11 protein-coding genes are annotated in these 13,388 nt (G+C 36.9%); 2 read left to right on the top strand and 9 right to left on the bottom strand.

Annotation, left to right across the window (positions count from 1 at the left end):
- Positions 1 to 8: 8 nt before the first annotated feature.
- Complete coding sequence (gene dnaN / locus L6469_RS04760; RefSeq protein ID WP_006283201.1) at positions 9 to 1,133, bottom strand: DNA polymerase III subunit beta; 1,125 nt, start codon at positions 1,131 to 1,133, stop codon at positions 9 to 11.
- A 158-nt stretch (positions 1,134 to 1,291) separates the two neighbouring features.
- Here dnaN and L6469_RS04755 point away from each other — a divergent pair, with 158 nt between their 5' ends.
- Positions 1,292 to 1,687: a DUF3127 domain-containing protein gene (locus L6469_RS04755; protein ID WP_006283202.1), complete on the top strand. Its 396-nt coding sequence runs from the start codon at positions 1,292 to 1,294 to the stop codon at positions 1,685 to 1,687.
- A 79-nt stretch (positions 1,688 to 1,766) separates the two neighbouring features.
- Here the strand turns inward: L6469_RS04755 and hisC are convergent, their stop codons facing one another.
- The 3 genes from hisC to hisG are packed head-to-tail and all read right to left on the bottom strand — an operon-like array spanning position 1,767 to position 4,971.
- Positions 1,767 to 2,804: a histidinol-phosphate transaminase gene (gene hisC, locus L6469_RS04750; RefSeq protein WP_006283203.1), complete on the bottom strand. Its 1,038-nt coding sequence runs from the start codon at positions 2,802 to 2,804 to the stop codon at positions 1,767 to 1,769.
- Between the two features lie 4 nt (positions 2,805 to 2,808).
- Complete coding sequence (gene hisD / locus L6469_RS04745) at positions 2,809 to 4,095, bottom strand: histidinol dehydrogenase (RefSeq protein WP_027452846.1); 1,287 nt, start codon at positions 4,093 to 4,095, stop codon at positions 2,809 to 2,811.
- A 24-nt stretch (positions 4,096 to 4,119) separates the two neighbouring features.
- Positions 4,120 to 4,971 carry an ATP phosphoribosyltransferase gene (gene hisG, locus L6469_RS04740; RefSeq protein WP_006283205.1) on the bottom strand — a complete coding sequence of 284 codons (852 nt, stop codon included), beginning with the start codon at positions 4,969 to 4,971 and terminating at the stop codon, positions 4,120 to 4,122.
- 162 nt (positions 4,972 to 5,133) lie between these two features.
- Here hisG and L6469_RS04735 point away from each other — a divergent pair, with 162 nt between their 5' ends.
- Positions 5,134 to 6,300 carry a transglycosylase SLT domain-containing protein gene (locus L6469_RS04735; RefSeq protein WP_006283206.1) on the top strand — a complete coding sequence of 389 codons (1,167 nt, stop codon included), beginning with the start codon at positions 5,134 to 5,136 and terminating at the stop codon, positions 6,298 to 6,300.
- Positions 6,301 to 6,322: 22 nt separating this feature from the next.
- Here the strand turns inward: L6469_RS04735 and L6469_RS04730 are convergent, their stop codons facing one another.
- From L6469_RS04730 to L6469_RS04710, 5 genes are all read right to left on the bottom strand, one after another.
- Positions 6,323 to 6,949 (bottom strand): hypothetical protein, encoded by a 627-nt coding sequence (locus L6469_RS04730; protein WP_223918688.1) that lies wholly within the window; start codon positions 6,947 to 6,949, stop codon positions 6,323 to 6,325.
- A gap of 79 nt (positions 6,950 to 7,028) precedes the next feature.
- Positions 7,029 to 9,182: a YgiQ family radical SAM protein gene (locus L6469_RS04725; RefSeq protein ID WP_006283208.1), complete on the bottom strand. Its 2,154-nt coding sequence runs from the start codon at positions 9,180 to 9,182 to the stop codon at positions 7,029 to 7,031.
- 96 nt (positions 9,183 to 9,278) lie between these two features.
- Positions 9,279 to 9,617, bottom strand: a complete 339-nt coding sequence (locus L6469_RS04720; protein ID WP_006283209.1) for a hypothetical protein — start codon at positions 9,615 to 9,617, stop codon at positions 9,279 to 9,281.
- Positions 9,618 to 9,639: 22 nt separating this feature from the next.
- Complete coding sequence (locus tag L6469_RS04715) at positions 9,640 to 12,768, bottom strand: 1-acyl-sn-glycerol-3-phosphate acyltransferase (RefSeq protein WP_006283210.1); 3,129 nt, start codon at positions 12,766 to 12,768, stop codon at positions 9,640 to 9,642.
- The gene (locus L6469_RS04710; RefSeq protein WP_006283211.1) at positions 12,768 to 13,043 is read right to left on the bottom strand and encodes a hypothetical protein; all 276 of its coding nucleotides are present in this window, start codon (positions 13,041 to 13,043) and stop codon (positions 12,768 to 12,770) included. The genes L6469_RS04715 and L6469_RS04710 overlap by 1 nt, the downstream gene beginning before the upstream one ends.
- Positions 13,044 to 13,388 lie beyond the last annotated feature (345 nt).

Genomic DNA, 13,388 nt, shown 5'->3' with positions numbered 1-13,388 from the left:
ATTCTATATTAATCGTTAAGAAGCATTGGCATAATCAGCATGAGAACATCTTCGTTTTCTGGCTGAGTTGCTGGTACGATAATGCCGGCGCGGCTTGGATCAGCTAATTGAAGTACGACCTCTTCACTATCGATATTATTAAGTATTTCTAATAAAGAACTTCCTTTGAAGCCAATGCTCATAGGCTTATTGGTGTATTCGCAAGTAAGGTGTTCCTTAGCAGCTGTAGCGAAGTCTAAATCTTGTGAACTAACTTCTAACTTGCCCATTTCAAGGTGGAAGCGAACCAATTGACTACTTTCACTGGCAAAAGGAAGAACTCGGCGAATAGCGCTTAATAAACTTTTACGATCTATGGTAACATGATTAGGATTATCCTTTGGAATTACACTGTTATAGTTAGGGTAGCGTCCTTCAATAAGTCTACAGTTCAATGTCCCGTCAGTAAAGATAATTTCTGCATTTCTATCGTTAAATTTGATAGTTACATCACCATCATCTTTTGAGAGTACATTTTTAAGTAATGTAGCTGGCTTCTTAGGGAGGACAAATGAAGCAGGGATATCATTTTTGATAGTGAAGTTTTGGTTGCGAACCAATTTATGTCCATCGCTAGCTACAATAGATAGTGAATCTGGAGTTAAGTCAAAATAGATACCATTCATTACAGGGCGTAGCTCGTCGTTGGCTGTTGCAAATAAACTACGGTTAATATTATCAACTAGAATACTTGCTTCTGCTGTTATTTCAGTTGCGCCATCCTCTATATGCTGAACAGGTGGAAATTCTTCTGCGTTCTGTGCTGTAAAATTATACAAACCATTCTGATACAAAATCTTAATTGCAAAAGACTCTAGGTCTATATCAAAATTAAGAGGTTGTTCAGGAAGTTCTCTTACTGCGTCAAGTATAACATGATTAGGTATGCAAAAATCGCCAGTTCCTTCAACGTTTTCGATGGCTATAGTGGTTTGCATAACATTTTCACGATCACTAGCAGTGATAGTAAGCTGGTTGTCAGTAATGTGGAAGAGAAAGCTATCAAGAATAGCTAGCGAATTTTTGCTATTAATTACTTTTGATAGCGTGTTGAGTCGACTGCTTAAAGCAGTGCTAGATACTGTAAATTTCATATATTTCTTATTTTATTATTATTTTCCGTGTAGTTTTTTCATTTTACAAAAATACAAAAATTATTGTAAGCGAGGAAAAAACATCGCTAAATGTTTTTGTTTTTAATTCTATTTTAGTAATTTCGCAAATTGAAAAGAAATTATAAATCAAATTATAAATGGAATTACAAGGAAAAGTTATCGCCGTGCTTCCTGAGCGCAGTGGAGTTTCTGCCCGTGGAGAATGGAAATCACAGTCATTTGTCATTGAAACACATGAGCAGTACCCTAAGAAATTGGTCTTTGATGTTTTTGGTGCTGAACGTTTAGCTCAGTTCAATATTCAGAGTGGTGAAGAAATTTCGGTTAGTTTTGATATTGATGCTCATGAGTATAATGGAAGATGGTTTAATAACGTACGTGCTTGGAATGTAGTTCATATTGATCCAGCTGCAGCTCAAGCTGCTTCAATGGGTGCTCAGCCACAAGCAGCACCAGTAGGTGGTGCTCAAGCTCCATTTCCACCGGCTCCAGCTTCTTCAGAGAGTGGAAGTGCTGATGATCTCCCATTTTAAATAGTGGTGAAAAAAATAAAATCCAGTAAAATTAAATATTTTACTGGATTTATTTTGTAAAAGGAGCTCAATGCGAGTTTTACTTTAAATCTCTTAAAGCTGCGAGTAGCTCCTGATTTTCTGATTTGGATCCAATTGTAATTCGTAAGCAATTGCCACAAAGTTGAACTCTTGTTCTATTTCTAACAATAATACCTTTTTCTACTAAATAGTCGTAAATGGCTTGAGCATCTGTAACCTTGACCAAAAAGAAGTTAGAATCTGTTGGATAGATCTTTTCTGTAATAGTCAAATCTTTAAATGCATTCATTACACGTGAACGCTCAAGAAGTAATATCTTAACCCATTTTTCTACAGCAACAGGATCCTTGAGAGATTCGATGGCTTGCTTTTGTGTTAAAAGATTTATGTTATATGGGTATTTCACCTTATTAAATAAACTGATAATTTCTTGAGAAGCGAAAGCCATGCCTAGTCGAATAGCAGCACATCCCCAAGCTTTACTCATCGTGTTGAGTACAATCATGTTAGGGTGTTTGGCTAATTCTTCACGAAGTGGTTTTTCGGATGAAAAATCACTATAGGCCTCATCAATGATGACAATACCTTCGAACTTATTGAGCACTTCTTCAATAGCATTGCGATTAATTAAATTACCTGTAGGGTTATTTGGACTACATATCCAAATAATTTTTGTATTCTGATCGCATGCTGATAAAAGCTTTTCAGAGGTAATCTGAAAATTCTCATCTAAAAGTACAGGACGGTATTCTATATCGTTGACATCGGCACATACTTTATACATGCCATATGTTGGTTCAATAGCGACAACGTTGTCTATTCCTGGTCTGCAAAATATACGATAGGGGAGGTCTATAGCTTCGTCAGATCCGTTTCCGAGAAAAATATTTGCAATAGGTACACGCTTTATTTTGCTTAGTAGCGTTTTAACCTCTTCTTGAAGAGGATCTGGATATCTGTTAAAAGGTGCATTATATGGATTTTCGTTAGCATCAAGAAAAACATGCGCTACATGACCATTATACTCATTTCTTGCTGATGAGTATGGTGCTAGATTCCATATGTTTTCTCTGCAGAGTTCTTGTAATTTTTTCATGATTCTACTTCTTGAGTGATTGAATACGTACACGCATTGCATTTGCGTGAGCTTCTAATTGTTCGCCTTCAGCCATACATACTACGGCTTTACCAATACTTCTGATTCCATCTTCTGTAAGATGTTGGAAAGTAACCTTGCGGTTGTAGGTGTCTAAATTTACACCACTATAGGCAAGTGCATACTGGTGAGTAGGCAACGTGTGGTTAGTACCACTTGCATAGTCTCCTGCACTTTCGCATGCATATTTTCCCATGAACACGCTGCCGGCATTGATGACCTTATTAGCTAGCTCTTCGTAATTATCTGTTGCCAAAATTAAGTGCTCTGGTGCATATGTATTACTCAAGTCGATTGCTTCTTGTGAATCGTGAACTAATACTAATTGTGAGTTTTCCAGCGTTTTGGCAGCAATTTCACATCGAGGCAATTGGGCTAATTGTACATTAACCTCATCTTTTACCTTATTCAGCATGTCTTCAGAAGTTGTAATTAGGATGACTTGTGAATCAATGCCATGTTCTGCTTGTGAAAGCAAGTCTGCTGCAACAAAAGTAGGATTGCTATTTTCGTCAGCTATGACGCATACTTCAGATGGCCCCGCAGGCATATCAATAGCAACTTCGTGCAATGAAACTTGTTGCTTCGCTGCCATAACATATTGATTGCCAGGTCCAAAAATTTTGTATACTTTAGGAATACTTTCGGTACCATATGCCATGGCTCCAATAGCTTGTACGCCACCACATTTGAAAATTTTATTAACTCCAGCGATTTTAGCGGCAACTAATATTGCAGGATTTAACTTGCCTTCGCTGTTAGGAGGCGAGCATAGAACAATATCTTTGCATCCTGCAATTTTTGCAGGAGTGGCTAGCATCAAAACAGTTGAGAATAAAGGTGCAGTACCTCCCGGGATATAAAGACCTACCTTTTCGATAGGAACACTTTTTTGCCAGCAGGTGACCCCTTTTACTGTTTCAATCTTGCTTCCGGTAAATTTTTGGGCTTCATGAAATGCTGCGATGTTATGATGGGCAAGCTCTATAGAATGTCGAAGTTCTGATGATACGAGCTGTTCAGCCTCCTTGATCTCTTCTTCTGTAACAGCAAGATGGTCAAGATGGGCATGGTCGAACTTCTCTTCGTAACGCTTTACGGCTGCATCGCCATGGTTTTTTACATCGCCAAGCACTGCCTCTACAGTTGTATTTAACTGAGAAAGGTCTAAGTGAGGGCGTTTCACGATTTCCTTCCAATCTTCCTTTGCAGGATACTTAATAATGTTCATTTTTTCTTTTTTATATTGCTAGTGTTACAATATCATCTTTTCAATAGGGCTTACTAATATGCCCTGAGCACCGAGTTCTTTGAGTCGGTTAATGATTTCCCAAAAACGTTTTTCATCTAAAACGGTATGGATTGAGCACCAGTTGGTGTCAGCTAATGGGATAATAGTTGGACTTTTGATACCCGGTAGTACTTCTGTGATGGCTTCAATTTTGTCTTTAGGTGCATTCATCATGACATACTTCTTGTCGAGTGCAGAGCGTACAGCTTCGAAACGGAATAACATTTCGTTAAGAATTTGATGTTTCTCATCATCCATTTTCCAATTGCCAATGAGAACGGCTTCGCTTTTCATGACGGTTTCAACCTCAGCAAGGTTGTTGCTGACAAGAGTACTGCCACTACTTACAATATCGAAGATACCATCAGCTAAGCCAATTCCTGGGCTAATTTCTACGCTTCCTGTGATGACATGAATGTCGGCATTAATGCCGTTTTTATTCATGTAATTCTTGAGAATGTTAGGATAAGAAGTTGCAATTTTTTTGCCATTGAACCATTCTACACCGTTATATTTTATTTCTTTAGGGATGGCTAGTGACAAGCGACATTTGCTAAACCCTAGACGTTCAATAACTTGAGCATTTTCATGTCGCTCAACAAACTCATTCTCGCCAACAATACCGATATCAGCTACACCACTAGCTACACTCTGAGGTATATCATCATCACGAAGGTAAAGTACCTCTAGAGGGAAATTAGATGATTGTACGAGAAGTGTACGCTTAGAGGCGCTCACTTTAATGTCTGCTTCTTTAAGCAGATTCATGGTGTCTTCAAAAAGACGACCTTTTGACTGAACAGCTATTCGTAACATAAGTATTATTTAAAAAAACACTGCAAAAGTACACTTTTTGACTCGAATTACCAAGAAAAGTACTACTTTTGTAGTCGAAATCAAATAATCAAGGAAATTTAAAGTACTAAAAAATTGGAATTTGTTCGAATTTGCATTTTATTTCTTTTAATTGCTTTCTTTTTGACAGGATGTAGCCCAAAGAAACAACAAGTTGAAACTCCTTGGGGTACAACACTCAATGAGGATTCTATTTCTGAAGACACAGGCTATAATCTAGATGATATCGTTTCAAATGGAGAAATGATTATGTTGACGGTTTCGGGACCTGAAACTTATTATGATTATCACGGCCATGGCATGGGGCTTCATTATATGCTTTGTGAAAAATTTGCACAAAGCTTAGGGGTATCATTACGAGTAGAGCAGTGTAGGGATGTAAAGGATATGATTCAGAAACTAAAGCAGGGGAAGGGGGATATTATCGCTTATCCTCTTTCTCTTCAAGAGCAAAAAGGTTTGCTGGCTTGTGGTATGCAAGTAGATTCTGCTAAGACATCATGGGTAGTTGCTCCGGATAATAAGCAACTAGCTGATACTTTAAATCACTGGTTTAAACCTCAGATGATTGATGAGATGCGTAAAGAGGAAAATTATCTTCTTAGTGTTAAAAGTATAAAGCGTCATGTGTATTCTCCATTTCTTAATAGTAGTAAAGGTATTATTTCGAAATACGACCGTTATTTTCAGACTTTCGCCCCAATGGCTAGAATGGATTGGAAACTAATGGCAGCTCAGTGTTATCAAGAGAGTTGTTTTGATCCTCAAGCTAGATCTTGGGCAGGGGCATGTGGATTAATGCAGATTATGCCTGCAACGGCAGAACATTTAGGATTGCCAAAAGATCGTATATTTGATCCAGAAATGAATATAGCGGGTGCTGCAAGATATATTAATGAACTTTTGTTACACTTTAAAGACGTAGATCCAAGTCAAAGAATTTGGTTTGCTATTGCTAGCTATAATGGTGGTAGTAGACATATTCGAGATGCAATGGCATTAACTCGCAAATATGGCAGAAATCCTAATAATTTTGTTGAGGTTGCAGAGTATATTCTGAAATTACAATCACCAGCATTTTATCACGATCCTGTAGTTAAATATGGCTATATGCGTGGAAGTGAAACCTATGATTATGTAAATAGAATTCGTCAGCGATGGATGCTGTATCGTGGCGGAAAAACTGATATGGGATTTTCTGGAGGAGGAAGTGGTATTAATGGTATGACTATTAGTCCAGTTCCTAGTGTACCTCAGAGAGCTAAACATAAATATCGTTTTCATGTGTAATCATGAAAACGATATTTATGTTTTATATAAAAAATCTTATATAACTACGATCATCAAAACTTTTGTTTCCTGGCATTAACCCTTTTGTTGCAATAAATGTTCGGATATTTTGTGGATCATTTTTTAATTGCTGCTCCAATAGGCTTTCACTTTCTTTTAGCGTGTTCTTTAAAAATGGATAGCCGTCGCTAGCAAGTACGATTTGATGTGAATTTACAGTTGATACTATTTTAATGTTATTCTCACAAATAGGAAAGCCATCAATAACGGAATAGTGCTTGTTTTGTCCTTCTAACATTGCTTGGATAAGATCTGGTTCAATAACTTCCCTTGCTTTTTGTGGTGTTAATCCACTTTTTATCAATTGAACACGTTTTTGGGCAATCCGATTTTCGTAAAGCTTATCGTTGTTGTATAATTGATTGTCCACTAGACATTGGCAATCACCAATCATCCAAATCTCTTTGCGATGGTTATTATAAATAATAGCGCTGGCTGTAGCTCTTTCTTCGGGATGTAAAGTCAATTTTTTGATATCCAATTGATTGTGAAAATATTGGCTTGCTATAAAGTCAGTAATTTCCTTACAGAATTCTGGGCATGAAATATTGGCTGGTATTTTTTGAAGACATTGACTAATCAATATCATACAATACCGGCCATTTTTCATATTTGGGTTCAATCTATTGGGAGTCTTGCTAGTGCTACCGTCTATGACAGCAACGAAATCATCGGTTACGACGATTCCGTCCTCGCACGTTTCCTGATTCTGTTTTCCTATGATCGCCTTTTCTATAATCTGAATGGCCATTGTTCTCGCGTTTATGGTTAGAAGAATCAAAATTAGGATTAAAACTCTTCTTTTGTTTATTCTTGAAATATCCAGAAACTCCTGGATTGTCATAGGTGCTTCCTATAGGACGGTCATCATAAATCGTTTTCTTGCTTCTACGCTCATTAAATCGTGCTTCAGCTTTCTGCATACGTGCATTCTGTTGGTTTGCTTTTCTTCCTTTTTTATCGTATTCCTTTGATTTCCCATTTTTATAGTTTGGTTTATCATACAGTTTGTCTATTAAGTCTGCTCTTCCAATACGATGTAATTCACGCTCTATATTGCGACGTTCTTCGGGTTTATACCAGAAGAAAAACATGCGTTGGGCTAATTTCTCCTTAGGAGTTTTAGCACTGAATACTGGCTCAAGTGTATATGGATCATATCCTGTATACCACATCTCTGTACTGATAGACATAGGGGTAGGGGTAAAGTCTTGAACCTGTTCTAGATGAAAATCTAGATTTTTGGTAGTTACGGCTAGTTCCGCCATTGTTTCTTCTGTACAACCAGGGTGGCTAGAGATAAAATAAGGAATAATCTGCTGTTTGAGTCCTTCTTCTTTATTTATCTTGTCGAAAATACGTTTAAATTGATAAAACTGGTTGAATGAAGGCTTTCGCATTAACTTTAATACATTATCATCAGTATTTTCTGGTGCTACTTTAAGTCGCCCACTGACGTGATGTGTGATAAGTTCTCTTGTATACTGTTCTGCAGCTTTATTGCTCTTTTCGTCTTTACCTCTGTGGAGCAGTAAGTCGTATCTTACACCACTACCAATGAAACTCTTCTTAATTTCAGGTAGACTGTCTACGGCATGATATATTTCTAGAAGTTTACTATGGTCTGTTATCAAGTTTGGACATACTTGTGGGTTAATGCATGAAGGGCGTTTGCAATGTTCGCAGGCCTTTCTGTTTTTTCCATGCATGCCATACATATTGGCAGATGGTCCACCGAGATCAGATAGATATCCTTTAAAATCTGGATATTGAACCACTTTTTTAACTTCTTTAAGAATGCTTTCCTTGCTTCTACATACTACAAATTTTCCCTGATGGGCAGAAATGGTACAGAAAGCGCAACCACCAAAGCATCCTTGATGCATATTGACTGAGAATTTAATCATCTCAAAAGCAGGTATCGTTTTGCCCTTATATTTTGGATGTGGAAGTCTTGTGTATGGTAAGTCGAATGTAGCATCAAGTTCTTCTGTTGTTAAAGTCGGATAGGGTGGATTAACCACAACATATTTATTATCAACAGCTTGAAGAAGTCTTTGCGCATGAATTTTATTGGATTCTTCTTCTATATGTCGGTAATTTTCTGCTTCAGCTTTTTTGTTTTTAAGGCATTCTTCGTGTGAGTGTAAGACGATATCTTTTTCTGTTATACCTCCAGGAACCTCATCCTGCCGACAAGTAAAAACAGTTTGAGGAATATTATTGATCTCTTTCATTGGCATATTAGCCTCGCGATCTTGAGCAAATTGAATGATTGATTTTGCTCCCATTCCATATAGAATAAGATCTGCTCCACTATCAACAAGAATACTTTTTCTTAAGCGATCTTGCCAGTAGTCATAGTGTGTCAATCTTCTCATGCTAGCTTCAATGCCGCCGAGTACTACTGGTACATCTGGATATAGTTTTTTTAAGATTTGTGTATATACAATTGTCGGATATTCTGGACGCATATCGTGACGACCATCTGGACTATATTCATCTTGTGAACGTAGTCTGCGGTTAGCTGTATATTTATTGACCATAGAGTCCATAACACCTGGTGAAACGGCAAAGAATAGACGTGGCTTGCCTAATTTCTTAAAGTCTCTAAAATCGCCATGCCAATCAGGCTGTGGGACGATAGCTACTTTATAGCCGGCAGCTTCGAGAGAACGACCAATTACGGCATTACCAAATGAAGGATGATCAACATAAGCATCACCTGAAAAGATAATGATGTCTAGTTCTTCCCATCCTCTTAGTTGGCATTCCTTTTTGGTAGTTGGTAGAAAATCCGTCAGTTGATATGATTTTATCATAATGTTGTGAACAATCTATTTTTTTTCTTAAAAATCCTATTGAACGACAAAGGTACACAAATCTTTTTAATTTGTGTACCTTTTACTATTGGTTTTTTAATCATTTATGGTTTCGGAGATTTCGTCCTGTGATTCCTTCTGATGATCTTTCCAGTTTACATATAACAGAACTAAGTTGTGTAGGCCTATTGCTTTCATATTATTGTTGTAAATTACATCAAGGCATAAATCAAGTAAATCTTTATCTCCTTGTCCTACTTCACTTTCAAGCAGTGAACGAATATTGAATTTCAATTTATCTAGAACATCTTCGTCGATGACCCCGTTACTGTCTACAAGATTGCGTAGTAATTGATATCTGTCGATTGTCTTTAAATGTAGGTCGCTGACTTCCAAAAAACGTGTTCCTGATTGGTTGGCCTGAATTTTATACATAGTTATTGATTTTAAAGTTATTTTATTTAATAATATAATTTAATATACCTCGCATGATTGCATTCCGAGTTTTTTCGTTTGAAATGCATTCAAAAGGAAATCCCATTGTAAATGATCGATAGTCACTTCCTTGATAACCAACGGCAGCTCCGAGCCCATTGCCGTACTGCATCGCAAGAATGGCATTCTCTAGAGGTTGGATAACATCTGGATGTGTGGCTGCGTAATGATCTTCATTGAGATAATGATAATAGGATGCTGTAAGTCCAAGACCTTGAATATTTCCATCTGGTTGTATACTATCTTGTGGTGTATAAGCAACTTTTAGTACATCTTGTAGGAATTTACGTTCATCCTTTGCTTGCATATCACTTGCAATGTAACTTCCACTTACTAAGATTCCACCTCCTGTCTGAGTATAAGCAGACAAGGCTTTCTGTATGGATGGAGTAAAAGTCTTGTAATATTCAGGTGTATATCCATCATTACGTTCCAATCCTAAGATCAGGTCAATGGCTTGATATTTATTAAGTTGAACTTTTCCACTTGTAATAGCTTTACTAGAACAACTTGCTATATTGTAAAGTCCAGAAGAGGCAATAGCTTGAGCATGTTCTACGGTATAGTTAAAAGTGTTACCAGCTATGAATTTCCCTGCAAGCTCGTTACCACAATAACCTAAACCTGTATTGTCTTCACAGCCCATCTTTGCACGATTGAAAATTAATTGTTTGCCGCTCCATCCAGCTGTAAGTCCATAGCTAACGCCTGGGTCTTTATCCATATCAAATCCTTGTGCACTGTCATTATCAATAACTTGTGGTGAGGCTAAGCGGTTGAAACCGTTAACAATGAGTACCGTTTTCTTAGAATTAGGTACGTACATGGCTGATAGTGTTTCTGATGGAAAACTTTCACCACCAGCATTACAAGCTGTTACTTTAAAATTATAAACTATATTGGGTTGTAACTGAATTTTGTATGAAGGATTATTCACATTTTTACCGTTATCAAAACCGAGTTTGCCGATAGCTGTGTAGACGTTATAAGATTTTGCTAATGCCGTCTTTTCTTGGGAATCGTTTTGTGGAATCCAACTTAATGTTGCGATTCCTTTTGAGTCGATGTCTACACTGAAATGAGTAGGGCTTAGAGGGGTTACTATATAGTTCTTACCATGGTTCGTGGATATGTAACGTAAGATGGTCTTGTAAATGGATCGAGCTAGCGTGAAGCGAACCATAGGATCTTGAGCCAATCTCATATCGGGAAAATTTTGGTGTGAAACAGTTTCTATTATAGCAGAAGGTATTTCTGGTAATCTAGTCTCACTATAGTTACGGTCCCATACATATCTTTTTGCCCAATTATGATATTTTGCATTCATATCTGTATAGACATTATCACGCAAGGCTGTTGCAAAATCTTTTGCTGTCATTCTACTGATGCCACTGTTATATGTTTGGTCGTTAAAATCAGTTGTACAAATTGCTAATGTACCGATAAGTCCTTTTCCGTCTTTAGCATAACCTGCATCACTATGTACAGCAAGAGATAGTTCTATAGGAACATGAAGTCCCTCCTTAGATGGCATATATACGCTACCTCCGCCGAGCCAGTTACTCATCAAGGAACGAACATTAATGTCGTCTCCATAATCGTTTAGTCCATTCTTTGTACTATAATATTTATAGGGAACACCAGCCCATTGAGCATAGTAGCGGGCACCTTCAAGAGAGCGTGGAAGACCACTCGTTTGGCCTCCTCTCGCAATATTTCCCATACCTCCTCCAAATCTGACAGCATCACTTGTGATGAAACCTTTTTTTGAAGCATGGTTAGTTGCAACAACTCTATTGTCAGCATTGCATCCTTGGTCAAAATAAAATGTTCCAAGGTAAACCCATGTACCGCCTCCCATGCGTTGATTAACGGTAAATTCTGTAGCTTGCCCTTGGTGATATACTATATATTTTGCATCTGGAACGCTTTTGGGCAAAGATTTGTAACTAACGTAAACTGCATAGTTTCCACTTTTAGGAATATTAGGTTGGTATGTTATTGAACTATATTTTTTCCTTTTAGTCGCTTTTATTTGCCTTAAACTACCAGCAGTAAATGGATTTTCACCATCAATATATGTGCCTGCATGCATTCTAAAACCGATGCTATCACATTGTTTCCAACTTTTGCTACTATTGTTTTCTACATAAAATGGGGCTTTTGCATCATCATTGTCAATGATGATTTCATGTGTTTGCCAGTCCCGTTCTCTAGGTGTAAAAACAGTTGCACCTGCATTCTCAAGCATTGGAATGAGGTATGGTACAACTATCGTTTGTGTGAAGAGATCTTCTGTGGTACAAAAGAGGTTTGGCCTTTGCCAAACCCATTTTTGCTTATCAACATCATAATATCTACCATGACTAGCCCATAAAGCAATATGTCGATTTAAAAGGCCTTGAGTAATACTATTGGGTCTAGAAGAATTGAATACCCATGGATCATCAGTATATTCAATATCTCCCCATGCACGTGTGTTGCCGTCAAGATATTGGGCTTGAGTTGAAAGTGGAAATAATAAAAAAGCGAATAAAGACATTAAACCAATAGTAAAATTTTTAGGATTTTTTCCTTTTATGTCTTTATAGTACAATTTGATTTCTTTCATTTGTTCATCTACGTTGCCATTAGGTAGAATAGCTTTTGTACATTTTATTTGTTTCTTCTCATAATCACATCCATATAGAAGGATGGGAATATTGGCTCCTTGGGCAATATAATAGAAACCCTTTTTCCAATCAGGATTTAACGAGCGGGTACCTTCTGGAGTAATACACAGAATAAAATTATCAGCTTGTTTCGCCGTTTCTGCCATGGCATCAGTCATACGCATATGTTTACTGCGAAAAACAGGAATACCTCCCATTTTTCTGAAAACAGAGCCAAGTGGCCAGAAAAACCACTCTTTTTTCATAAGAAAATTCGTTTTCCACCCCTCTGCTTTGGCATATAATTGTCCTATTATAAAGTCCCAATTGCTTGTATGGGGGGCTAAACATACAATAAATTTCTTGGGATGGTCTATCGTAACATCTTTAGTCCATCCCAATACTCGGTATAATATCCATCTACAGATTTTCTGTAACATTAGCCAACACTTGTGAATTGATCAATAAGTTCTCCAACCTGTTTGTTAAAGTCTTCAATTAATTGTTTGAAATAGTCTTTCTGTTTCATCCCAGGTTCTGGATGAGATATTCTGCTAATATAATCAGCATGGAAAAGTAAAATGGAAGAAAGAAAAGTGTCTATTTCTTTATCTGTTCTTTTTTGCTCTCCATATAAAGATTCTGCTACACAATCTGCAAAAAGTACAGTGCAGATATTGTTAATGCTTTTTTTTAAGTTTCTTTTATTTGACATAACGTTGGTATTTATGGTTATTGATGATTCAAAGATAAAAAAAAATATTTAAAGTTCAAGTAAGATTCAAAAAAAAAAGCTTGATTTTTCTAATTTAATTTTTTTTGTCTGTTTTTTAAAATAAAAACTGTAAATTTGCAAGAAAAGAATAATTGGTAGTCCTCTAAATGTAATTATCATGTTATTATGTTTGCGGATGCTAACGATAAAATAAGACAAGTGAGATACAACACTTTTGGCCGAAATTGTGGCTTCTTCAATAGTCAATACTAACGGATTTCACGTTAAGTGATTGATAATAAATAGTTAATATGCATAAATATTTTCCAGTTATTTGGAAAGCAG

The sequence above is a fragment of the Segatella baroniae B14 genome (assembly GCF_022024235.1).
GTDB classification, from domain to species: domain Bacteria; phylum Bacteroidota; class Bacteroidia; order Bacteroidales; family Bacteroidaceae; genus Prevotella; species Prevotella bryantii.
This window is presented reverse-complemented; position numbering and strand designations above follow the sequence as displayed.